The sequence below is a fragment of the Polynucleobacter campilacus genome (assembly GCF_002206625.1).
In the GTDB taxonomy this organism is placed as follows: Bacteria; Pseudomonadota; Gammaproteobacteria; order Burkholderiales; family Burkholderiaceae; genus Polynucleobacter; species Polynucleobacter campilacus.
Genome location: NZ_NGUP01000003.1, coordinates 611,811 through 634,632 on the forward strand (window position 1 = coordinate 611,811; position 22,822 = coordinate 634,632).

At 46.9% G+C, this 22,822-nt stretch carries 20 protein-coding genes, 7 tRNA genes, 3 rRNA genes and 1 pseudogene; 25 read left to right on the forward strand and 6 right to left on the reverse strand.

Going from position 1 to position 22,822, the window contains the following annotated elements; genetic code table 11:
• The first annotated feature begins 5 nt into the window (after nt 1-5).
• The 5 genes from atpG (at nt 6) to priA (ending at nt 6,293) form a co-directional block, all read left to right on the forward strand.
• A complete protein-coding gene (atpG, locus tag CBI31_RS06555) occupies nt 6-875 on the forward strand; it encodes a F0F1 ATP synthase subunit gamma (RefSeq protein WP_088525589.1) in 870 nt (289 codons plus the stop codon).
• Nucleotides 876-930: 55 nt separating this feature from the next.
• Entirely contained in the window at nt 931-2,331 is a 1,401-nt protein-coding gene (gene atpD / locus CBI31_RS06560; RefSeq protein WP_088525590.1) for a F0F1 ATP synthase subunit beta, read from the forward strand.
• 21 nt (nt 2,332-2,352) lie between these two features.
• Nucleotides 2,353-2,769, forward strand: a complete 417-nt coding sequence (locus CBI31_RS06565) for a F0F1 ATP synthase subunit epsilon (RefSeq protein ID WP_088525591.1) — start codon at nt 2,353-2,355, stop codon at nt 2,767-2,769.
• Nucleotides 2,770-2,778: 9 nt separating this feature from the next.
• Entirely contained in the window at nt 2,779-3,894 is a 1,116-nt protein-coding gene (gene hemE, locus CBI31_RS06570) for a uroporphyrinogen decarboxylase (RefSeq protein ID WP_420812075.1), read from the forward strand.
• A gap of 266 nt (nt 3,895-4,160) precedes the next feature.
• Nucleotides 4,161-6,293, forward strand: a complete 2,133-nt coding sequence (priA, locus tag CBI31_RS06575) for a replication restart helicase PriA (protein WP_088525593.1) — start codon at nt 4,161-4,163, stop codon at nt 6,291-6,293.
• An 8-nt stretch (nt 6,294-6,301) separates the two neighbouring features.
• Here the strand turns inward: priA and gcvH are convergent, their stop codons facing one another.
• The 4 genes from gcvH to CBI31_RS06590 form a co-directional block, all read right to left on the reverse strand.
• A complete protein-coding gene (gcvH, locus tag CBI31_RS06580) occupies nt 6,302-6,694 on the reverse strand; it encodes a glycine cleavage system protein GcvH (protein WP_088525594.1) in 393 nt (130 codons plus the stop codon).
• Nucleotides 6,695-6,762: 68 nt separating this feature from the next.
• Nucleotides 6,763-6,948: a hypothetical protein gene (locus CBI31_RS10280; RefSeq protein ID WP_129560400.1), complete on the reverse strand. Its 186-nt coding sequence runs from the start codon at nt 6,946-6,948 to the stop codon at nt 6,763-6,765.
• A 42-nt stretch (nt 6,949-6,990) separates the two neighbouring features.
• Nucleotides 6,991-8,133 (reverse strand): fatty acid desaturase, encoded by a 1,143-nt coding sequence (locus CBI31_RS06585; RefSeq protein ID WP_169709857.1) that lies wholly within the window; start codon nt 8,131-8,133, stop codon nt 6,991-6,993.
• A gap of 78 nt (nt 8,134-8,211) precedes the next feature.
• Nucleotides 8,212-8,287, reverse strand: a tRNA-Arg gene (locus CBI31_RS06590).
• Nucleotides 8,288-8,389: 102 nt separating this feature from the next.
• On the opposite strand from CBI31_RS06590, the gene CBI31_RS06595 reads away from it, so the two are divergent.
• A complete protein-coding gene (locus CBI31_RS06595) occupies nt 8,390-8,602 on the forward strand; it encodes a hypothetical protein (RefSeq protein ID WP_240553776.1) in 213 nt (70 codons plus the stop codon).
• A gap of 50 nt (nt 8,603-8,652) precedes the next feature.
• Here the strand turns inward: CBI31_RS06595 and rsmI are convergent, their stop codons facing one another.
• Entirely contained in the window at nt 8,653-9,549 is an 897-nt protein-coding gene (rsmI, locus tag CBI31_RS06600; protein WP_240553778.1) for a 16S rRNA (cytidine(1402)-2'-O)-methyltransferase, read from the reverse strand.
• An 85-nt stretch (nt 9,550-9,634) separates the two neighbouring features.
• Between rsmI and CBI31_RS06605 the strand changes: the two genes are divergently transcribed.
• From CBI31_RS06605 to CBI31_RS06615, 3 genes are read left to right on the forward strand one after another with little or no spacing between them, the layout of a single operon-like run.
• Nucleotides 9,635-10,237, forward strand: coding sequence for a phosphoheptose isomerase (locus tag CBI31_RS06605; RefSeq protein WP_206075457.1), 603 nt, complete (start codon nt 9,635-9,637; stop codon nt 10,235-10,237).
• Between the two features lie 35 nt (nt 10,238-10,272).
• On the forward strand, nt 10,273-10,923 hold the full coding sequence (locus tag CBI31_RS06610) for a BON domain-containing protein (RefSeq protein ID WP_088525595.1): 651 nt from the start codon (nt 10,273-10,275) through the stop codon (nt 10,921-10,923).
• 43 nt (nt 10,924-10,966) lie between these two features.
• Nucleotides 10,967-11,299 carry a c-type cytochrome gene (locus CBI31_RS06615; RefSeq protein ID WP_240553780.1) on the forward strand — a complete coding sequence of 111 codons (333 nt, stop codon included), beginning with the start codon at nt 10,967-10,969 and terminating at the stop codon, nt 11,297-11,299.
• Here the strand turns inward: CBI31_RS06615 and CBI31_RS06620 are convergent.
• Complete coding sequence (locus CBI31_RS06620) at nt 11,296-11,952, reverse strand: GNAT family N-acetyltransferase (protein ID WP_088525597.1); 657 nt, start codon at nt 11,950-11,952, stop codon at nt 11,296-11,298. The genes CBI31_RS06615 and CBI31_RS06620 overlap by 4 nt on opposite strands.
• 410 nt (nt 11,953-12,362) lie before the next feature.
• Here CBI31_RS06620 and CBI31_RS06625 point away from each other — a divergent pair.
• The 16 genes and pseudogenes from CBI31_RS06625 (at nt 12,363) to rplL (ending at nt 22,778) form a co-directional block, all read left to right on the forward strand.
• Nucleotides 12,363-13,895 (forward strand): 16S ribosomal RNA (locus CBI31_RS06625).
• A gap of 59 nt (nt 13,896-13,954) precedes the next feature.
• Nucleotides 13,955-14,031 (forward strand) — tRNA-Ile (locus CBI31_RS06630).
• Between the two features lie 28 nt (nt 14,032-14,059).
• Nucleotides 14,060-14,135 (forward strand) — tRNA-Ala (locus tag CBI31_RS06635).
• Between the two features lie 268 nt (nt 14,136-14,403).
• A 23S ribosomal RNA gene (locus CBI31_RS06640) occupies nt 14,404-17,277 on the forward strand.
• A 105-nt stretch (nt 17,278-17,382) separates the two neighbouring features.
• Nucleotides 17,383-17,496: ribosomal RNA gene (gene rrf, locus CBI31_RS06645) — 5S ribosomal RNA — on the forward strand.
• Together the 16S, 23S and 5S rRNA genes with 5 tRNA genes alongside form the textbook arrangement of a ribosomal RNA operon.
• Nucleotides 17,497-17,600: 104 nt before the next feature.
• Nucleotides 17,601-17,685 (forward strand) — tRNA-Tyr (locus CBI31_RS06650).
• A gap of 5 nt (nt 17,686-17,690) precedes the next feature.
• A tRNA-Gly gene (locus CBI31_RS06655) sits at nt 17,691-17,764 on the forward strand.
• Nucleotides 17,765-17,784: 20 nt separating this feature from the next.
• A tRNA-Thr gene (locus tag CBI31_RS06660) sits at nt 17,785-17,859 on the forward strand.
• A gap of 72 nt (nt 17,860-17,931) precedes the next feature.
• On the forward strand, nt 17,932-19,122 hold the full coding sequence (gene tuf, locus CBI31_RS06665; protein WP_088525598.1) for an elongation factor Tu: 1,191 nt from the start codon (nt 17,932-17,934) through the stop codon (nt 19,120-19,122).
• A 27-nt stretch (nt 19,123-19,149) separates the two neighbouring features.
• Nucleotides 19,150-19,225: transfer RNA gene (locus CBI31_RS06670), tRNA-Trp, on the forward strand.
• A 20-nt stretch (nt 19,226-19,245) separates the two neighbouring features.
• Nucleotides 19,246-19,623, forward strand: a complete 378-nt coding sequence (secE, locus tag CBI31_RS06675; protein WP_088525599.1) for a preprotein translocase subunit SecE — start codon at nt 19,246-19,248, stop codon at nt 19,621-19,623.
• 7 nt (nt 19,624-19,630) lie between these two features.
• On the forward strand, nt 19,631-20,203 hold the full coding sequence (gene nusG, locus CBI31_RS06680; protein ID WP_088525600.1) for a transcription termination/antitermination protein NusG: 573 nt from the start codon (nt 19,631-19,633) through the stop codon (nt 20,201-20,203).
• Between the two features lie 149 nt (nt 20,204-20,352).
• Entirely contained in the window at nt 20,353-20,784 is a 432-nt protein-coding gene (gene rplK, locus CBI31_RS06685) for a 50S ribosomal protein L11 (RefSeq protein WP_088525601.1), read from the forward strand.
• 2 nt (nt 20,785-20,786) lie between these two features.
• Entirely contained in the window at nt 20,787-21,488 is a 702-nt protein-coding gene (gene rplA / locus CBI31_RS06690; protein ID WP_088525602.1) for a 50S ribosomal protein L1, read from the forward strand.
• A 237-nt stretch (nt 21,489-21,725) separates the two neighbouring features.
• Nucleotides 21,726-22,244, forward strand: a pseudogene (rplJ, locus tag CBI31_RS06695) (50S ribosomal protein L10); the annotation flags it as partial.
• Between the two features lie 156 nt (nt 22,245-22,400).
• The gene (gene rplL / locus CBI31_RS06700) at nt 22,401-22,778 is read left to right on the forward strand and encodes a 50S ribosomal protein L7/L12 (RefSeq protein ID WP_087908794.1); all 378 of its coding nucleotides are present in this window, start codon (nt 22,401-22,403) and stop codon (nt 22,776-22,778) included.
• The last annotated feature ends 44 nt before the right edge of the window (nt 22,779-22,822 follow it).

Consider the following 22,822-nt stretch of genomic DNA (forward strand, 5'->3'; position numbering starts at 1 on the left):
AAATCATGGCAAGCACAAAAGAGATACGATCCAAGATCAAGAGCGTGCAAAACACGCGCAAGATCACTAAGGCAATGGAAATGGTCGCCGCATCCAAGATGCGTCGCGCCCAGGAGCGTATGCGTAATGCGCGCCCATATGCAGAAAAAATTCGTGAAATTGTTGCCAATCTTTCTAAAGCAAATCCTGAGTTCCGACCTGCTTATATGGCAACTCGCGAAGTCAAGAAGGCTGGCACTATTTTGGTCACAACAGACAAAGGCTTGTGCGGCGGTTTAAACACCAACGTCTTGCGTTTAATTGCTAACCAAGTACGCGATTTTCAGGAAAAAAACATTGAGATTGCCTATACCGCAATTGGCTCAAAGGGTCTGCAGTTTTTGAACCGCTCAAAAGCAAAATTACTTTCTCAAACAATCCACATTGGTGATACACCGCATTTGGATGTGTTGATCGGCGCAATTACTGCCCAATTAGAAGCGTTTGAGCGTGGCGAGATCGATGCTGTTTATTTGGCATACACCCGCTTTGTAAATGCAATGAAACAAGAGCCTGTTTTAGAAAAGCTTTTGCCTTTGGAGCCAGCGCAGCTGACGTCTGAAGATAAAGCAGGACCATCTTGGGATTACATCTACGAACCTGATGCTGAGTCCATTTTGAATGGCTTATTAAAGCGTTATGTTGAAGCAATGATTTATCAAGCTGTTGCCGAAAATATGGCTTCTGAGCAATCTGCCCGTATGGTCTCAATGAAGGCAGCGTCAGATAACGCAAAGAACGTGATTGGTGAGCTGCAATTGGATTACAACAAAACACGACAAGCTGCTATTACCAAAGAGCTGTCTGAAATTGTTGGCGGAGCGGCCGCTGTTTAAGCGGTCAGCATTTAGAAATACGAAAGAATTCAGGAATTAAAAGCGGAGAAATGCGATGAGTAACGGAAATATCGTGCAATGTATCGGTCCAGTTGTGGACATTCAGTTCCCACGAGACAAAATGCCAAGCATCTACGATGCGTTGACATTAGTTGAGAGCGGTGAAAAATCATTTGCTGAAAAAGGTTTGACTTTTGAAGTCCAGCAACAAATTGGTGATGGCGTAGTTCGCGCAATTGCCATGGGAGCAAGCGATGGCTTGCGACGTGGCATGGAAGTGAAATCTACTGGTAAGCCAATTTCTGTACCGGTTGGCCCAGCAACTTTGGGCCGCATTATGGACGTTTTGGGCCGCCCAATTGACGACGCAGGTCCGATTGCCACTGAAGAGCGTCGCGCCATTCACCAACCAGCACCTAAATTTGACGAACTATCACCCTCCGTTGACTTGTTAGAAACTGGCATTAAAGTTATTGACCTAGTTTGCCCGTTTGCTAAGGGCGGCAAGGTTGGCTTGTTCGGTGGTGCGGGCGTTGGTAAGACCGTGAACATGATGGAATTGATTAACAACATCGCAAAGCAACACTCAGGTTTATCCGTGTTTGCTGGTGTTGGTGAGCGTACTCGTGAAGGTAATGACTTCTATCACGAGATGAAAGAATCAAACGTTGTAGATAAAGTGGCAATGGTGTTTGGTCAAATGAATGAGCCTCCTGGCAACCGTTTACGTGTTGCATTGACTGGCTTGACAATGGCTGAAGCATTCCGAGACGAAGGCCGTGATATTTTGTTCTTCGTTGACAATATTTATCGCTATACATTGGCTGGTACGGAAGTTTCTGCCTTGCTCGGTCGTATGCCTTCTGCTGTGGGTTACCAGCCTACATTGGCTGAAGAGATGGGCAAATTGCAAGAGCGTATTACTTCAACAAAAACGGGCTCTGTTACTTCTATTCAGGCCGTGTATGTTCCTGCGGATGACTTAACCGATCCATCACCAGCGACAACCTTCTTACACTTAGACTCCACTGTTGTGTTGTCACGTGACATTGCTGCTTTGGGTATTTATCCAGCGGTTGATCCCTTGGATTCAACCAGCCGTCAGCTGGATCCACAAGTAGTTGGTCAAGAGCACTATGACGTAGCTCGTGAAGTGCAGATGACATTGCAGCGCTACAAAGAGTTGCGCGACATCATTGCAATTTTGGGCATGGACGAATTGTCACCAGAAGATAAGTTGGCCGTATCCCGCGCGCGTAAGATTCAGCGTTTCTTGTCCCAGCCTTTCCACGTTGCTGAGGTATTTACTGGTTCACCAGGCAAATACGTGCCACTGAAAGAAACCATCCGCGGCTTCAAGATGATTTGTAGCGGTGAGTTAGATCACTTGCCAGAGCAAGCGTTCTACATGGTGGGTTCAATTGATGAAGCCATCGAGAAAGCCAAGAAGCTTTAATCGCTTTCATCTAGGGAAATTATGTCAAACATATATGTCGACGTAGTGAGTGCAGAGAGGTCCATTTTCAGTGGAGAGGCGAAGTTTGTAGCCCTTCCAGGCGAAGGTGGCGAGCTCGGCATCTTGCATGGCCACACCCCGTTAATTACACGCATTCGTCCTGGATCTGTGCGCATTGAAAAGGCAGATGGCGATGAAGAGTTCGTGTTTGTCGCTGGCGGCTATTTAGAAGTTCAGCCAGATCGCGTCACTGTATTGGCAGACACCGCTATTCGTGGACATGATCTTGACGAAGCAAAAGCGCTAGAAGCAAAGAGACGCGCAGAAGAGGCGATGCAAAATCGTGGTGCCGACTTTGATTTGGCTTTGGCACAATCCGAGTTTGCTATGGCGGCTGCACAATTGGCCGCAATTGCCCGTTTCCGTCGCAAAAAATAATCTCCGACCATTCCAATGCTCTTAAATGATCGGTTTTTGAAGGCGTGCCTGGGCGAAGCTATTGATCAAACGCCACTTTGGCTTATGCGCCAAGCGGGCCGCTACCTCCCTGAATACAACGCTACACGCGCTAAGGCCGGAAGCTTTCTTGGGTTAGCTAAAAATCCTGCTTATGCAACTGAAGTGACCCTTCAGCCTTTGGATCGCTATCCGTTAGACGCAGCGATTCTGTTTTCTGACATTTTGACCGTTCCTGATGCAATGGGATTGGGGCTTAAATTTACCGCAGGTGAAGGCCCCAGCTTTGATCACCCTCTTCGTACTGAAGAGGCGGTAAAAAAATTACGCGTAGCTGACATGGGTCAGTTGCAATATGTATTTGATGCAGTGTCTGAAATTCGCAAAGCTTTAATTCAGGATGGCAAGCAACGCGTGCCCTTGATTGGTTTCTCCGGAAGTCCATGGACATTGGCCTGCTACATGATTGATGGCTCTAGTTCAGAAGATTTTCGTCATGCTAAAACGATGATGTTTAGTCGCCCTGATTTGTTAGAGCATATTCTCGAAATCAACGCTCAATCAGTGGCTGCGTATTTAACTGAGCAATTAAAAGCCGGCGCACAAGCGCTGATGATTTTTGATACTTGGGGCGGCATGCTGCCAGACGGCTGGTATCAAAGAATGTCTTTGGCATCCATGCAAAAAGTGATTGCCCTATTGCCTCGCGAACATGAGGGCAGAAAAGTCCCCGTGATTATGTTTACTAAAGGTGGCGGAATTTGGTTGAATGACATGGCACAGGTTGGCGCCGATGTTATTGCAATGGACTGGACCATGTCACTAAGCCGTGCTCGCAAACAGTTGCTTGCATTGAATAAGCCTCTGGCATTGCAGGGCAATCTAGACCCTCTAATTCTCTTCTCTGAAGCCAAGCAGATAGCTGAGCAGGCAAATCTACTGCTGGAGGATTTGGCGAGCGCTCCAGCCCTTAAACCAGCGTTACACCCCCTAGATGGACACATCTTCAATTTGGGTCATGGAATCTCGCAATTTACCCCGCCTGAAAGCGTGACTGCATTGGCAGAAACCGTTATTCAGCGCTCAAGGGCCCTTAGATCGAAGTAATAATCCTGAGTAGCCGCTAACTTAGGTTTGAAATTTTGATGAAAGTTATGCACAGATCAGTGCAAAACTCAAAATTCATGAAGATTCGGAATAAAGATAAACATTAACCTCCGAAATTGTTTGTAATTCATTGATTTATATAGATTTTATTAAAAAAGCCCGAAAACAGTGCAAAGCTAGATAACTGGTAAATTGGCTTATAAATCAAAATCATTAGATGATATCCACAGACTTATCCACAGGTAAAAGAAAGTCCCAAGTAAAAAATGGCCCCACTAATTGTGGTTCAGGTAGTTGTTGACAGGCCCTTGGCCCAGGGCTTTGATTACTTGTGGGATTCCGAAAGGCTCGGGGGTTCTCCAGAAATAGGACAGCTTGTTGAGGTGCCATTTGGGCGCTCTAACGTGGTTGGGGTGGTTATCAAAGTTGGCACTCACTCTGATTTTGATTTGGAAAAGCTAAAGTCAATTAATGGCTTTGCCCCCCTTCCCCCTCTAGATCCAGCAGCCCTAAGGCTGATTAACTTTGCAAGCCAGTATTACATTCATGCGCTTGGCGAAACGATTATTCCAACCATTCCACAGATGTGGAAAAAGCCAGATAGCTGGAAAAAAATCCCTCAAAAACTCATTGCTGCACAAGAGAAGAAAAAGAAAAAAGTTCAGCTAGATCAAGGCGCAGGATTCATTCAAGAAGTAGACCTTAATGCAGAACAAAAGCAGGCCCTAGAGAAATTGCGCCATTGCAGCAGTAAGAAAAATGAATTCACGACCATGCTACTTCAAGGCCAAACAGGCAGTGGAAAAACTGCAGTTTTTTTGAATTGGTTAAGCGCGATCTTGGATGATGCTAGCGCACAAGTCTTGATCCTTGTCCCCGAAATTAATTTGACACCGCAGCTAGAGCGAAGAGTGCGCACCTATTTTCCTGAAAAGAAAATGGTAGTGCTGCATAGTGGAGTCTCAGAAAAAGAAAGAGGTATTGCTTGGCACGAGGCAATGACTGGCAAGGCGCAAATTATTTTGGGAACAAGATTGGCGGCATTAACCCCGTTACCAAATCTGCGCGCAATCGTTGTGGATGAGGAGCATGACCCATCCTATAAACAGCAAGACGGTATTCGGTATTCGGCGCGAGACCTTGCGATTTGGCGAGCACACGATGTGAAAGTGCCGATTCTGCTTTCTTCGGCTACGCCCTCTTTAGAAACCTGGTTAGCTGCTAAAGCTGGACGCTATGAGCACATCCGGCTTGATCAGAGGGCTCAGGGAGCTGGCTTACCTAAGGTTCACCTCATCAACACCCGCGATCCTCAGAATCAATTTAGCCCTGGTGACGTCAGCAAGCCTAAGGGCAAAAGTCTAATTACCAAGACATTAGCTAATGCCATCAGTAAAAATTTAGAAGATAAAAAACAAAGCCTGATCTTAATTAATCGCAGGGGGTATGCCCCAGTATTAAGTTGCAGCGCTTGTACCTGGCTCTCTAAATGTCAGCAATGCAGCTCCTATATGGTGATGCATAAAGCGGGTGCATTGACTAAAAAATCTGTCTTGAGCTGTCACCATTGCGGCTTAGCGAAACCCATTCCAAGTCATTGCCCTGATTGCGGCAATGCCGATCTCAAAACCCTCGGACAGGGTACGCAAAAGATTGAAGACGCAATTGAGGAAATGTGGCCGCGCGCCCGAGTCTTGCGAGTTGATACAGACTCTAGCAAAAGTAGTAAAGGCGCAGAGGAGCTATTCCAAGAAATTCATCAGGGCAAGGTAGACATTGTTGTCGGTACACAAATGATTGCCAAAGGACATGATTATCAAAACATCGGACTCGTAGCTGTATTGGATGCAGATGCGAGATTGTTCTCTCAAGACTTTAGAGCAGCAGAAAGGCTATTTGCACAATTAGTCCAAGTGGCAGGTCGTGCAGGGCGATCTGGAAAAGATGGTCAAGATAGCGGGGATATTTATATTGAGACTCAATACCCTGAGTCGGCAGTATTTCAATATTTACTTGGACACGATGTAGATGGCTTTTTGTCGCACATTACTAGTGAGAGACAGGAGGCTGGTTTACCGCCTTTTTCATATCAAGCTCTAATACATGCTGAGGCAAAAAGTTTGGATAAAGCCATTCAACTTTTAAGCACTCTCAAGGCGCAATTAAAGTCACAAGGTCATATATCAAAAGGTCTGCGAGTCTATGATCCTGTTCCAAAAGCAGTTATGCGAGTGGCGGGCTCGGAGCGCGCTCAACTCCTAATTGAATCTGATAGTCGCAAACAGTTGCAGGAAGTTTTGGAGGCGGTGGATCGAGGTTTGCGCGAAAACTCTCAGGGGCGTATTAGTAAAGCAGCACGCGTCCGCTGGTTGATTGAGCGTGACCCTAGCGCAATCTGATTTTAGGGTTAAGCGCCGGCAGTAGCGTTATATTTTTCTAAACTGATTAGTTGCTCAAGCTCGGACGCAAGATTGCTGTCTGAGCTTGGTTTGATTTTGAATAACCAAACACCATAAGGATTTTCATTAACCACTTCAGGAGATGCATCAAGCTCTTCGTTGAGGGCAACAATCTCTCCACTGACTGGCGCATGAATATCGCTGGCTGCTTTTACTGATTCAATCGCCGCAATGGCCTCGCCCTGCTTTACTTGTTGACCAAGCTTGGGGGCTTGAAAGAACACCACATCACCCAAAGCTTCTTGAGCATGGTTGCTGATACCCACCCACACTAAGCCATCGCTTTCAAGATCGGCCCACTCATGAGTCTGGGCAAATTGGAATGTATCTTGGGTATTCATTTTCAGCGTTTCATTTGGGATTGAATTTCAATCCGCCTGTGAGTGATGGCCCGCGCCATCACTACGTATTAAGTTTTGGCTGAACCGGTACGATGTGTACGGTTGTATAGGCAGCTCGCGCAAATCCAACGTTGTTTGCGATTGCTCGTCGGAATCCATGTGCCACCCTCAAGGCGCTTTTCGCGACTACAAGAAGAGCAAAACTTAAGGCTCTGAGAGGTATCTTGGGTAGCGGCTGGAGTTGAAGTAGTCATGAGCAATCCGGGGTAAGGCGATCTTTAAACAGAAGGTCTATTTTACCCGTTTTGTCCCACTGGGGCTGGGCTTAAGACAACCCTGACCGAATCAGCCGTTTTATTGCCATCAAAGTCTAGCCAGGCTTTGTTCTCAAAGTCATATAGCTTGCACTTGCGGGCAGTATCGAAATACCAGTCCCAAGAGAACTTTTGCACAAAAATACGCTCTGGAAGGATGGTTTCCAGGGTATTTTGAGCCTCTTGGAGGCGATAAAGGGGGACACTCATATCTACGTGATGGGCTATGTGCTCCATGATGTGGTGCATTAAGGCACCCCAAATCCAGTTAAATGTCAGGTGAACCGTGGTTGAAACAAACGGCTGGGCACGCAACCACTCCGATTTTTTGTCATACCAAGAGACAGACGGATGTGTATGGTGAACGTAGACCACAAAACCAATCATGCCGTTCCAGAACAAGAAAGGAACTACAAAACCGGTAATGAGGCCGAGCCAGATGGATTGGCCAGTAGCAATTGCACCAGCAATTAAGCAAACCAGCCAAACAATTGCAAAACCTGTAACAAGCAAGTTGTCTTTCAGGAAAATGGGGCGATCGCCCGGCTTGTTTTTAGCATTTGGAAAGTACTCGCGTCTCCACCAAATCTCAATGAGATAGTAGAAAACCGGACCCCAGCCGCTACGGTAAAGATGCTCTAGAGCCTTGCGCCATGAGGGTAGCGCATCATATTCAGACTTTGATAAAGGCGCCCAAACGAAGTCAAAACCTTTTAAATTTGTTTGTCCGTGGTGCACAACGTTGTGTCCAACATCCCACAAGCTATATGGTGTTAGTGACGGCAAGAATGCAATGCGGCCCAATACTTTGTTGAGCTCACGATTGGGTGTGAAGCTTTGATGGCAAGCATCGTGACCCAAAATAAAGATGCGACCAGTGACAAAACCAGCAACTACGCCCAATACCAGCTTTAGGAAAATATTTTCAACAAAGATTGTCCCGGCAATACAGCCAAGCCATAGGGCAGCATCAATCATGAGGAGCATGATGGCGCGGCCAGTCTCACCTTGTGCCATTGGGATTAGCCAACTCCGAATAATTTTGCGGTGTGGCAATGGCGCCTCTGGGGGCAGTGGATTAGCTAGGGACGGCTCTGAAAGGGCTGAATTTAGATGTGTAGACATGATAAGAATCAATAAGTTAGCCCAAATGATAGTAGCTTTTGCAACCTTGCGCATGATGAAGGTCAAAACCCCTTGTTTTGGCGCGCCCGGCAGGAATCGAACCTGCGACCCTTGGCTTCGGAGGCCAATACTCTATCCACTGAGCTACGGGCGCCAGCGAAACTGCATGCCTCTATATTGTAAGTGCCTTATTGCCATACTCACTAGTTATAATCTTCGCCAAGCAGCCCTTTAACCCGTTAAATAATAAATTCCTATGAGCAACGAGCACGGTAGTCTAATTAAGTCCCCAAAACAACTCATCATCATGGTGTTTGTATGCTTTTTTGTACCCCTGATCATTATTTTGTTGCTGATGGTGTTTGTGAATAACGGTAAGCGCGGCGAGTCTACTGACACCACTGAGCAACTGATTAAACCAGTAGCCCAGTTAAATGTTCAGGAAGCCACTACTCCGGCAGCTAAATAAAATTTAGCGCAATATAAAAAGTTGGCTACATGCCAACTTTTTATTTCTGCTTACTCCCGTCTTTTGCGTCTAAGGCAATTTGATAAGCTTCTTTTTTTTGTAATATCTAAAGCTTGTGACAAAACAGCGGCAATTTCTTTGCTGCCCAGATAGGGGCTCAGAGTATTTGCCCATAGCAAGAGAGATGCATACTCCGGAGTCTCGCCGGAGCTGGCTTGGCGCCCTGCTACCAGAATAATAAATTCACCTTTTAAGCTCTCCGCATTTTCTAGCCATGATGCGATTTCACCCGCCTGAATTGAAACAATCTGTTCAAACTTTTTGGTGAGTTCACGACAAATCAATACTTGGCGCTCTGACTCCAATGCATTTGCAAGAATAAGTAGAGTTTCACGAATATGGTGCGGAGATTCAAAAAAGATACTGGTTTTTATGCTGCTACAAATATCGTGTAGCAGTGCATCTCGCTCTTTAGCTTTATTAGGCCAGAAGCCTAGGAACTGAAAGTGCCCTTCTGAATTCAGCATGACAGAACCCGCTGCTGAGATTGCACAAGACACTGAGCTAGGACCAGGAATGGGAATCACTCGAAACCCTGCTTTCTGTACTTCGTTTACTAACCTGGCGCCAGGGTCAGAGACTCCTGGAGTACCCGCATCAGAAATGTATGCCCAGCGCTCGTTATTCGCAAGACCATGAATGACGGTTTGTGCGCCTCCAACTTCGTTATGTTCGTGCAGTGCCAGACATTTTTTATGAATACCAAATTGCTGTAATAGAGCCGCACTGTGCCTAGTGTCTTCACAGGCAATGCCATCTACTGCGTTCAATACATGCAGCGCGCGCAAAGTGATGTCTCCCATATTGCCAATGGGCGTGGCAAGCATGTAGAGAGCCCCAGCAGGCAAATCCTGTTGTTTTAAAAAATCAAAAGAGCCTATTTCCATGGGGCAATATTCTGCGTAAGATTGGTCATAAGTAAGAGGATACGTTGCTTTAGAAATTACCCCCAGTTTGGCGCATAATATCGTTATGGATAAAGACACTATTGAGCACTTGCGCAAACGCGCATCACAGCATTTTTTAGACAGCATTGCGGTAAAGCAAGAGGCTGAAAAAGTCCTTCCGGAATCTGTTGCTCGCGGAGTATTGGCTATGGTGGATTGTTTGAAATCTGGGGGCAAGATCATGGCTTGCGGCAATGGCGGCTCTGCGGCCGATGCTCAGCACTTTGCTGCTGAACTCATTGGTCGATTTGAGCGAGAGCGTGAAGAGCTGGCAGCGATTGCATTAACAACAGACTCATCTATTCTCACCGCAGTTGGAAATGATTACAGCTATGACGATATCTTTAGTAAGCAAGTTCGTGGTCTTGGCAAGAAAGGCGACATCCTCTTAGGCATTTCAACATCAGGCAACTCTAAGAACGTAGTGAAAGCCATCGAGGCAGCAAAGAAGATGGGCATCAAAGTTATTGCCTTTACTGGCAATGGGGGTGGCAAGATTGCTACTTTGCTCGACAAAGATGACGTTCATCTGTGCGTTCCCTCTACCCGCACTGCTCGTATTCAAGAGACACATTTAGTTCTATTACATGGCCTGTGCGATGGCGTCGATCACGTTTTGTACGACTAAGCTTTTTAGTTCAATTCATTTCAGAAAATAGACAAATGCAAACCTCTTCTTTCCTTAAGCTTGTTGTTACAGTACTGACAGTATCCCAATTGTCATCTTGCGCAGTTGTTGCCGTTGGAGGCGTCGCCGCAACTGCAACTGTATTGTCCGATCGACGTAGTCCAGGTGTACAGGCAATCGACAAAGGAATTGCACTTGAAGCAAACAATGCTCTTGATAAAAAGTTTGGAGACAAGGCTCACATCAACGTCACTTCATTCAATCAGAAAGTACTCTTAACTGGTGAAGTGAAAGATGCTGATATCAAGGGTGAAGCAGGCGCATATGTGAAGGCAATGAAGAATGCACGCACTGTATATAACGAACTCATCATTGGACCCAATAGCAGCTACACAGCCCGCGCCAACGACTCTTATTTAGAGTCTAAGATCAAAACACAAATGATTTTTACAGAGAAGCTACCATCAAACTCAATGGCGATCATCGCTGAAGGTAGCAGCGTTTACTTGATGGGCATCTTGACGCAAAGTGAAGCAGATTTGGCTAAGAAGATTGCTAGTAATACAAACGGCGTTAAGGATGTCTATGTTTATTTCGACATTATTTCTGAGGCCGAGAAGGTGCGCCTAGAAAAGCAAGGGAAAGCTGAGCAATCACAATCAGATAGCCCGCCAAAATATCAGTAATCTTTTTTACGAATAGATGTTGATATATTCGTTGTCTAAATTTGTGAAAATATTTTTTTCATTTGCACTGCTAGTTTTTCATTTTCAATATGTGCAAGCAAGTAGTGAAGATCAAAAAGCGTTTGCAGTTGCAAAACAAAACGCATGCTTAGGCTGTCACGCAATTAATAAAAAAATTGTAGGGCCTAGTTTTGAATCAGTAGCGCAAAAATATCAAGCCGACTCAAGTGCGCAAGCGTTCTTAAAAAATAAAATTGCTAAAGGTGGAGCAGGGTCTTGGGGTGTTGTGCCAATGCCTGCTAATGCAAAATTAAGCGATGCAGATTTATCGCTCTTAACGTCTTGGATATTGCGTGGTGCGCCAAATAAAAATTAAGGTGCGAGTTTTGGTCTGCCAAGGAACCACCACCAGGCTTGATTAGATCTCTTTAGGTTTTGTTTCAATGCGTAATCCATATCGGCCCACTGTTCATTTACAGCCTCTTCAACAATTGTTGAAGAATTTGCTGGTGGTAACTTTAGGTAAGCATCCGCATCTCCATGGGCATATTCAATGCTCATCCCAGCCTTTTGCGCTAAATGCATCATTGCCTTATTACTTGTTAAACAATGAACGTACAGAGTATCAATGTGAGTATTGCGCGAATGAACGGCACAGCGCTGCAATAGCGCAGTGCCAAAACCTTTCGAGCGCCCGTCTAGCAGAACTGAAACGCCAAATTCAGCTGCACGCACACCCCCCCTTACTTCGGGTAAATAGGCTAAGTGAGCCATCCCAATGAGCTTTAAATTCAAATCAAAGATGCCAAAAATTGCGTCTTTACTGAAATCCAGGCCAGCAACATAGCGTGCAATTACTTCGTCGGAAGTCTGAGTGCCAAATCGTAGGCGGCGATCACCATCATTGAGCTGCAACAAGTGCCGGAGTATCTCTTTGGTATGCCCAGCATGTAGCTCTCGTATGGGAACAGCTTGCCTTGCCAAATAGGGCTTACCGGGTGAGTGTTTACTAGCTAATTTATTGTGCATTGCAATATAGTAGCAGGCTTATATGAAAATTACAGGGTTTACCCTAGTAAATGAAGTAATGCACATTAAAAGGGATCAAAAATGTTGTTTTCCTTCTGAGCCCATGATTTGATTGAGTTTATTTTTAAAGTAGGAATAAACCCCCTTTTTTTAGGAAAAAGACTGCGAAAGGTGTTGACAACCCACTTTTTGTGTGTCATAGTCTCACCTCTTCGCTGAATGTTTTTCAAAAAACGATTTAGCCCCTCTTTAAAAATTAGTCAACCGATAAATGTGGGTACTAGGCGAAAGCATCCAGTCCTTCGGGACAGATGTAAACAAATAGTACTCATAGACAGTAAAAAGATTTGGTTTTATTACCAAGTCAATTTCTTGAATGGGTGCGACGATCCGCAAGGATCACAGGAATTAAACTGAAGAGTTTGATCCTGGCTCAGATTGAACGCTGGCGGCATGCCTTACACATGCAAGTCGAACGGCAGCACGGGTGCTTGCACCTGGTGGCGAGTGGCGAACGGGTGAGTAATACATCGGAACGTACCTTATCGTGGGGGATAACGCAGCGAAAGCTGTGCTAATACCGCATACGCCCTGAGGGGGAAAGCGGGGGATCGAAAGACCTCGCGCGATTAGAGCGGCCGATGCCTGATTAGCTTGTTGGTGGGGTAAAAGCCCACCAAGGCGACGATCAGTAGCTGGTCTGAGAGGACGATCAGCCACACTGGGACTGAGACACGGCCCAGACTCCTACGGGAGGCAGCAGTGGGGAATTTTGGACAATGGGGGCAACCCTGATCCAGCAATGCCGCGTGAGTGAAGAAGGCCTTCGGGTTGTAAAGCTCTTTTGTCAGGGAAGAAACACCGGCTCTAACACAGTCCGGGAATGACGGTACCTGAAGAATAAGCACCGGCTAACTACGTGCCAGCAGCCGCGGTAATACGTAGGGTGCAAGCGTTAATCGGAATTACTGGGCGTAAAGCGTGCGCAGGCGGTTATACAAGACAGGCGTGAAATCCCCGGGCTTAACCTGGGAATGGCGCCTGTGACTGTATAGCTAGAGTGTGTCAGAGGGGGGTAGAATTCCACGTGTAGCAGTGAAATGCGTAGATATGTGGAGGAATACCAATGGCGAAGGCAGCCCCCTGGGATAACACTGACGCTCATGCACGAAAGCGTGGGGAGCAAACAGGATTAGATACCCTGGTAGTCCACGCCCTAAACGATGCTGACTAGTTGTTCGGGATTTACATCCTGAGTAACGTAGCTAACGCGTGAAGTCAGCCGCCTGGGGAGTACGGTCGCAAGATTAAAACTCAAAGGAATTGACGGGGACCCGCACAAGCGGTGGATGATGTGGATTAATTCGATGCAACGCGAAAAACCTTACCTACCCTTGACATGTCACTAACGAAGTAGAGATACATTAGGTGCTCGTAAGAGAAAGTGAACACAGGTGCTGCATGGCTGTCGTCAGCTCGTGTCGTGAGATGTTGGGTTAAGTCCCGCAACGAGCGCAACCCTTGTCTTTAGTTGCTACGCAAGAGCACTCTAAAGAGACTGCCGGTGACAAACCGGAGGAAGGTGGGGATGACGTCAAGTCCTCATGGCCCTTATGGGTAGGGCTTCACACGTCATACAATGGTGCATACAGAGGGTTGCCAACCCGCGAGGGGGAGCTAATCTCAGAAAATGCATCGTAGTCCGGATCGTAGTCTGCAACTCGACTACGTGAAGCTGGAATCGCTAGTAATCGCGGATCAGAATGTCGCGGTGAATACGTTCCCGGGTCTTGTACACACCGCCCGTCATACCATGGGAGTGGGTTTTGCCAGAAGCCGTTAGCCTAACCGCAAGGGGGGCGACTGCCACGGCAGGGTTCATGACTGGGGTAAAGTCGTAACAAGGTAGCCGTATCGGAAGGTGCGGCTGGATCACCTCCTTTCTAGAGAAAAGATGTTGGAGCTATAGTGCCCACACTTATCGGTTGACAATAAAAGCCACGGGTCTGTAGCTCAGCTGGTTAGAGCACTGTGTTGATAACGCAGGGGTCGTAGGTTCAAGTCCTACCAGACCCACCACCAGCCAGAAACATACTTAGTGGACGTTGGGGGATTAGCTCAGCTGGGAGAGCACCTGCTTTGCAAGCAGGGGGTCGTCGGTTCGATCCCGTCATCCTCCACCAACATCTAAATGTCAAAACTAAGCGATCTATTGATTGTTTAGTTTTGCCATTTATGGCTGTTCTTTAAAAATTTGAGTAAGCAAAGTGTCAAATGTTTCTTTGAGAGAACATTTGACAATGTAATAAGGGTAAAGATTGAATCATCAATCAGTAATACAAACGAGTTTTACCAAGTTCTTAACAAAGTACTTACAGTTTGGATTACGGCAAACATGTCAGAAGTAGAAGTAAAACCTGTAACAGGTGCTAGCAATGGTGCTCGTTATAGGATCAAGTGAATAAGTGCACATGATGGATGCCTTGGCGATTACAGGCGACGAAAGACGTTATAACCTGCGATAAGCCCCGGGGAGCTGGTAAATAAGCTTTGATCCGGGGATTTCTGAATGGGGAAACCCACCACTTTTGTGGTATCCATACCTGAATACATAGGGTATGAGAAGCGAACCTTGTGAACTGAAACATCTAAGTAGCAAGAGGAAAAGACATCAACCGAGATTCCCAGAGTAGTGGCGAGCGAAATGGGAAGAGCCTTCTAGTGATATCTCAGTAATTAACAGAATGGAATGGAAAGTCCAACAATAAAGGGTGATAGTCCCGTATGTGAAAATTATTGAGTGGTACTAGGCTAGAGACAAGTAGGGCGGGACACGAGAAATCCTGTCTGAATATGGGGGGACCATCCTCCAAGGCTAAATACTCGTAATCGACCGATAGTGAACAAGTACCGTGAGGGAAAGGCGAAAAGAACCCCGGGAGGGGAGTGAAATAGATCCTGAAATTGTGTGCATACAAACAGTAGGAGCCTCGTAAGGGGTGACTGCGTACCTTTTGTATAATGGGTCAGCGACTTACATTCAGTAGCAAGCTTAACCGAATAGGGAAGGCGTAGCGAAAGCGAGTCCGAATAGGGCGCTAGTTGCTGGGTGTAGACCCGAAACCAGTTGATCTATCCATGGCCAGGTTGAAGGTGCGGTAACACGTACTGGAGGACCGAACCCACTAACGTTGAAAAGTTAGGGGATGAGCTGTGGATAGGGGTGAAAGGCTAAACAAAACTGGAAATAGCTGGTTCTCTCCGAAAACTATTTAGGTAGTGCCTCGTGTATCACTGTAGGGGGTAGAGCACTGTCATGGTTGTGGGGTCCATTGCGGATTACCGCGCCATAGCAAACTCCGAATACCTACAAGTGCAAGCACGGGAGACAGACATCGGGTGCTAACGTCCGGTGTCAAGAGGGAAACAACCCAGACCGCCAGCTAAGGTCCCTAATATATGCTAAGTGGGAAACGAAGTGGGAAGGCTAAAACAGTCAGGAGGTTGGCTTAGAAGCAGCCATCCTTTAAAGAAAGCGTAATAGCTCACTGATCGAGTCGTCCTGCGCGGAAGATGTAACGGGGCTAAGCATATAACCGAAGCTGCGGATCACAGCAATGTGATGGTAGGAGAGCGTTCTGTAAGCCTGTGAAGGTGTCTTGTAAAGGATGCTGGAGGTATCAGAAGTGCGAATGCTGACATGAGTAGCGATAAAGGGGGTGAAAAGCCCCCTCGCCGTAAGCCCAAGGTTTCCTGTTCAACGTTCATCGGAACAGGGTGAGTCGGCCCCTAAGGCGAGGCAGAGATGCGTAGCTGATGGGAACAAGGTTAATATTCCTTGACCATTGTTAGATGCGATGGGGGGACGGATCGCGGAGAGTTGTCCGGGTGTTGGATGTCCCGGTTCTTGCGTTGGAGATGGCTATTAGGTAAATCCGGTAGCGTAATTCAAGGGCGTGAGACGAGTGAATTTATTCACGAAGCAATTGGAAGTGGTTCCAAGAAAAGCCTCTAAGCTTCAGTCTAACAAGACCGTACCGCAAACCGACACAGGTGGGCGAGATGAGTATTCTAAGGCGCTTGAGAGAACTCAGGAGAAGGAACTCGGCAAATTTGTACCGTAACTTCGGGATAAGGTACGCCCTTGTAGTTTGACCGTGAACAACGGAAGGACGAAAGGGTTGCAATAAAAAGGTGGCTGCGACTGTTTAATAAAAACACAGCACTCTGCAAACACGAAAGTGGACGTATAGGGTGTGACGCCTGCCCGGTGCTGGAAGATTAAATGATGGGGTGCAAGCTCTTGATTGAAGTCCCAGTAAACGGCGGCCGTAACTATAACGGTCCTAAGGTAGCGAAATTCCTTGTCGGGTAAGTTCCGACCTGCACGAATGGCGTAACGATGGCCACACTGTCTCCTCCTGAGACTCAGCGAAGTTGAAATGTTTGTGATGATGCAATCTACCCGTGGCTAGACGGAAAGACCCCATGAACCTTTACTGTAGCTTTGCATTGGACTTTGAATCGGTCTGTGTAGGATAGGTGGGAGGCGTTGATAACAGGATGCTAGTTCTGTTGGAGCCAACCTTGAAATACCACCCTGATTTATTTGAGGTTCTAACCTTGGCCCGTTATCCGGGTCGGGAACAGTGCATGGTAGGCAGTTTGACTGGGGCGGTCTCCTCCCAAAGTGTAACGGAGGAGTACGAAGGTACGCTTGGTACGGTCGGACATCGTACCTAAAGTGCAATGGCAAAAGCGTGCTTAACTGCGAGACCGACAAGTCGAGCAGGTGCGAAAGCAGGTCATAGTGATCCGGTGGTTCTGTATGGAAGGGCCATCGCTCAACGGATAAAAGGTACTCTGGGGATAACAGGCTGATACCGCCCAAGAGTTCATATCGACGGCGGTGTTTGGCACCTCGATGTCGGCTCATCTCATCCTGGGGCTGTAGCCGGTCCCAAGGGTATGGCTGTTCGCCATTTAAAGAGGTACGTGAGCTGGGTTTAAAACGTCGTGAGACAGTTTGGTCCCTATCTGCCATGGGCGTTGGAGATTTGACGGGGGCTGCTCCTAGTACGAGAGGACCGGAGTGGACATTCCGCTGGTGTACCTGTTGTTTCGCCAGAAGCATCGCAGGGTAGCTATGAATGGAAGAGATAACCGCTGAAAGCATCTAAGCGGGAAACTTGCCTGAAGATGAGATCTCCCGTAGGTTTAACCTACATAAAGGGTCGTTGAAGACCACAACGTTGATAGGTCGGGTGTGGAAGCGCAGTAATGCGTTAAGCTAACCGATACTAATTGCCCGTTAGGCTTGATCCTATAACCAGCACTATTGTGTTGGATGTTTGCCAGATTTAATCTGCATCCTGATTACATGCTTACTCAAATAGAGTTGTTGATTTATCAGCAACTCGACCCTCTACGCCCGGTGACCATAGCGAATTGGAACCACTCCTTCCCATCCCGAACAGGACAGTGAAACGATTCTACGCCGATGATAGTGCGGATTACCCGTGTGAAAGTAGGTAACTGCCGGGCACCAACGCGACGCCCAGACCCCTTTAGGTCTGGGCGTTTTTACTTGTGCAGAGCGCTAGAGTGATTGACAGATACTCCGTTTGGAGTCAGAATATTGGGTTCGCGGAGGGGTGTCCGAGCGGCTAAAGGAGGCAGACTGTAAATCTGTTGGCTATGCCTACGTAGGTTCGAATCCTACCCCCTCCACCAGATGTGCGGGATTAGTTTAATGGTAAAACAGCAGATTTCCAATCTTCGGTCAAGAGTTCGATTCTCTTATCCCGCTCCAGAATTTGTTGCAAAAGATTGGCCCATGTGGCTCAGTGGTAGAGCACTCCCTTGGTAAGGGAGAGGTCGGCAGTTCGATCCTGCCCATGGGCACCAAGGTTTCGCATTATTTTTTATTAATTATGTATTTCGTGTTTTGGTTTAAGAGTTAACTAAAGGCAGACAAAAATGGCAAAAGAAAAATTTGAGCGGACAAAACCGCACGTAAACGTAGGCACCATCGGTCACGTTGACCACGGTAAAACCACCTTAACTGCAGCGATTGCAACCGTGCTCTCTAAGCAATTTGGTGGCGAAGCAAAAGCATACGATCAGATCGATGCTGCTCCTGAAGAAAAAGCCCGCGGTATTACGATTAATACAGCGCACGTTGAGTATGAGACAGCGAATCGTCACTATGCTCACGTTGATTGCCCAGGACATGCTGACTATGTGAAGAACATGATTACTGGTGCTGCGCAGATGGACGGCGCAATCTTGGTTTGCTCTGCAGCTGATGGCCCAATGCCACAAACGCGTGAGCACATCCTCTTGGCACGCCAAGTAGGTGTTCCTTACATCATCGTGTTCTTAAACAAATGCGATATGGTTGATGATGCTGAATTGCTCGAGTTAGTTGAAATGGAAGTTCGTGAACTTCTATCTAAATATGACTTCCCAGGCGATGACACTCCAATCATTCAAGGTTCTGCTAAGTTAGCTCTTGAAGGCGATGAAGGCCCATTGGGTAAAGAAGCCATCATGAAATTGGCTGAAGCACTGGATAGTTATATCCCAACTCCAGAGCGCGCGATTGATGGCGCCTTCTTGATGCCAGTAGAAGACGTGTTCTCAATCTCTGGTCGCGGTACTGTTGTTACCGGCCGTATTGAGCGCGGTATTGTGAAGGTTGGCGAAGAGATTGAAATCATCGGTATCAAGCCAACATTGAAAACCACTTGTACTGGTGTTGAAATGTTCCGCAAATTGCTCGACCAAGGTCAAGCTGGCGATAACGTCGGTATCTTGTTACGCGGTACAAAACGTGAAGAAGTTGAGCGCGGCCAAGTATTGGCCAAACCAGGTTCAATCACCCCACACACTCACTTTACAGCCGAGGTTTACATCTTGGGTAAAGACGAAGGTGGTCGTCATACTCCATTCTTTAACAACTATCGTCCCCAGTTTTACTTCCGTACTACGGACGTAACCGGTTCAATCGAGTTGCCAAAAGACAAAGAAATGGTGATGCCTGGTGATAACGTCACGATTACTGTAAAACTCATCGCACCAATCGCGATGGAAGAAGGTTTACGTTTTGCGATCCGCGAAGGTGGCCGTACTGTTGGCGCCGGTGTGGTTGCAAAGATTTTGGCTTAGTAGTTAATTTGTAATGAGTTTTTATAAAGGGGTGTAGCTCAATTGGCAGAGCGTTGGTCTCCAAAACCAAAGGTTGGGGGTTCGATGCCCTCCGCCCCTGCCACGATTTGAACTGAAAGCAATATGTCTCAACAAACTGTAAGTCAATCTGAAGAAAAGAGTAGCTGGGTCTCTGTACTGGCTGCTTTAATCGTCGTTGCTGCGTTGGTGCTCTACTACACGCTCATCGACCAATCTTTATTGGTGCGCTTAGGTGTTTTGTTCGGTGGCATTGCTGCTGCTATTTTGATTGTGGCGATTTCACCGGATGGGCGTCGCTTTATCGCCTATGCGAAAGATTCTTGGTATGAAGTGAAAAAGGTTGTTTGGCCAACTCGTAAAGAGACCACCCAAATGACTCTAGTCGTATTTGGCTTTGTTCTGATCATGTCCCTGTTTTTATGGATTGCAGACAAATTGATTGAATGGCTAGTTTTTTCAGTCTTTTTAGGCTGGAAGTGAGCGAAAAATGATTGATTCTGAAGTAGCCGTAAACCCACAAGCTTCTGGCAATATGCGCTGGTACGTTATTCACGCTTATTCCGGCATGGAAAAGAGCGTCAAAAAAGGCCTTGAAGAGCGTATTGCACGCTCTGGCATGCCTGAGAAATTTGGCCGTATTTTGGTTCCTTCCGAAGAGGTTGTTGAGATCAAAGCCGGCGCAAAATCAGTTACAGAGCGCCGTTTCTTTCCTGGATATGTCCTGATTGAGATGGAAATGACCGATGAAAGCTGGCATTTGGTGAAAAATACGCCAAAAGTGACTGGTTTCGTTGGGGGTGTTCGTAACCGCCCAAGTCCTATTTCTACAGCTGAAGTAGCCAAAATCATGGATCAAATGCAGGCTGGGGTCGATAAGCCTAAGCCTAAGACCCTGTTTGAGGTTGGCGAGATCGTGCGTGTTAAAGAGGGTCCATTTATTGATTTCAATGGAAATATTGAAGAAGTCAATTATGAGAAGTCAAGATTGCGCGTTTCTGTTACAATTTTTGGCCGCGGTACCCCAGTTGAGCTGGAGTTCGGCCAGGTAGAAAAGATGTAAAAACAAGGACTTAGTCCTGTTATGCAGTGGCAGTAGTTTTAAGTGGTTAGTAATAACCGAGGAGCGGAGCTAGAAAGCCAAAAACTAGCAAAGCGTTTACTCAACAGCGGTCTTTCCAACGAGGTCAGGCGCGCTTTCAGGAGCAACACATGGCAAAGAAGATTATTGGCTTTATCAAGCTGCAGATCCCTGCAGGTAAAGCAAATCCATCACCACCCGTAGGTCCAGCATTGGGTCAACGCGGTCTGAATATTATGGAATTCTGTAAGGCGTTCAATGCTCAAACTCAGAGCATGGAACCAGGCTTGCCAATTCCAGTCGTAATTACAGCATTTGCTGATAAGAGCTTCACCTTTGTGATGAAGACTCCCCCAGCAACGATTCTGATTAAGAAGGCTGCAAAGCTCGAAAAAGGATCACCACGTCCGCATACCGATAAGGTAGGAAAAATTACACGTGCTCAAGCGGAAGAAATCGCTAAAGCAAAAATGCCAGACTTGACAGCAGCCGATATGGATGCAGCTGTTAGAACAATCGCTGGTAGCGCCCGCTCCATGGGCATCACTGTGGAAGGTCTCTAATCATGACTAAATTATCTAAGCGCGTAAAAGCTATTCAATCTAAGGTTGATCGCAACAAGTTCTACTCATTAGAAGATGCGTTGACTCTCGTTAAAGAGTGCGCTACTGCGAAGTTCGATGAGTCTATCGACGTTGCTGTTCAGTTGGGTATTGATGCTAAGAAATCTGACCAAGTTGTGCGTGGCGCAGTAGTGCTCCCAGCCGGTACAGGCAAGCATGTTCGTGTAGCTGTATTTGCACAAGGCGAGAAGGCTGAGCAAGCTAAGGCTGCTGGTGCAGAAATCGTTGGCATGGAAGAGCTTGCTGAACAAATTAAAGGCGGCAAAATTGATTTTGACGTTTTGATCGCATCACCAGACACAATGAAAATTGTTGGTACTTTAGGTCAAGTATTGGGCCCACGCGGCTTAATGCCAAACCCAAAAGTAGGAACTGTTACTCCGGACGTTGCTACTGCAGTGAAGAATGCAAAAGCGGGTCAAGTTCAGTTCCGTGTGGACAAGGCCGGTATCGTGCACGCAAGTATTGGCCGTCGTTCATTCGAGCCAACTGCACTGAAATCAAACTTGCTCGCGTTGCTTGAGGCTTTGAATAAAGCAAAGCCACCTGCATCAAAAGGAATATTTTTAAAGAAGGTTGCCGTAAGCAGCACCATGGGTGCAGGCGTACGCGTAGACCAAGCATCGTTACAGGCAGCTCAATAAGTAGCTTGTAACAAAAAAGAACTTTGGGTCGACTCCCGCTCTTTGGGTGAGAGTCGAACATCAAAGACCGTTGGCGAATGAGTTGCTTGTAAAGAATGAATTCTTAATCCTTGCGAAAGTAAGAGCCAGCGCAGATGGCGACCCTGAAAAGATTTTCACAAGAGTCTTTGTGAACAAATGATCAGACGCTGGTGTGTAACCCCAACTGGAAACAGTTGGTTTTTATGGAGTTAAACCGTGCCTTTGAATGTACAAGACAAAAAAGCGATTGTTGCTGATGTCGGCGCTCAATTGGCTGGAGCCCAAACCGTCGTGCTCGCTGAATACCGTGGTATTCCAGTTGAGCAGTTGACAAAGCTACGTGCTAGCGCACGTGACCAAGGTGTATATCTTCGCGTTTTGAAGAACACATTGGCACGCCGTGCTGCACAAGGCACACAGTTTGAGCCTCTTGCTGATTCGATGGTTGGCCCCTTGATTTACGGCATCTCTGCTGATCCGATTGCTTCGGCAAAAGTATTGCAGGGCTTTGCTAAGACTCAAGATTTGCTAGTCATTAAAGCTGGCTTATACAACGGCAAGTTGTTAGACGTTGCAGGCGTAAAAGCGCTCGCAACAATTCCAAGCCGCGACGAGTTGTTATCTCAGTTGTTAGGTGTGATGTTGGCACCGGTATCTGCGATGGCTCGTGTATTGGGCGCAGTAGCAGCACAAAAGGCAGCTGGAGCACCCGCTCCCGCAGCAGCACCTGTAGCAGAAGCAGCAGCCCCAGCAGCAGTCGTTGCTGAAGCCGCCGCTCCTGAAGCAGCCGCTGAGCCTGCAGCCGCAGCCCCAGAAGCTGGAACAGAAGCAAACGAAACCCCTGCCGCTGAATAAGCGACAGATTAACTATTTAAGTATTAGGAGCTAAAAATGGCGATTACTAAAGAAGAAATCATTGATGCAGTAGGCAGCATGTCTGTTATGGATTTGAACGACTTGGTTAAGGCGTTCGAAGAGAAGTTTGGTGTTTCAGCTGCGGCTATGGCTGTTGCTGGTCCTGCTGGTGCTGGCGGTGGCGGTGCTGCTGCTGAAGAGCAAACAGAATTCACTGTGAACTTGCTCGAAGCTGGCGCAAACAAAGTTTCAGTAATTAAGGCAGTTCGCGAAATTACTGGCCTTGGCTTGAAAGAAGCTAAGGACTTGGTTGATGGTGCACCAAAGCCAATCAAAGAAGCTGTTGACAAGAAAACTGCTGAAGAAGCTAAGAAGAAGCTTGAAGAAGCTGGCGCTAAAGCAGAACTTAAGTAATACAAACTGCGCTAACGCTTCTCAAAAAGGAGCGTTAGCTATGT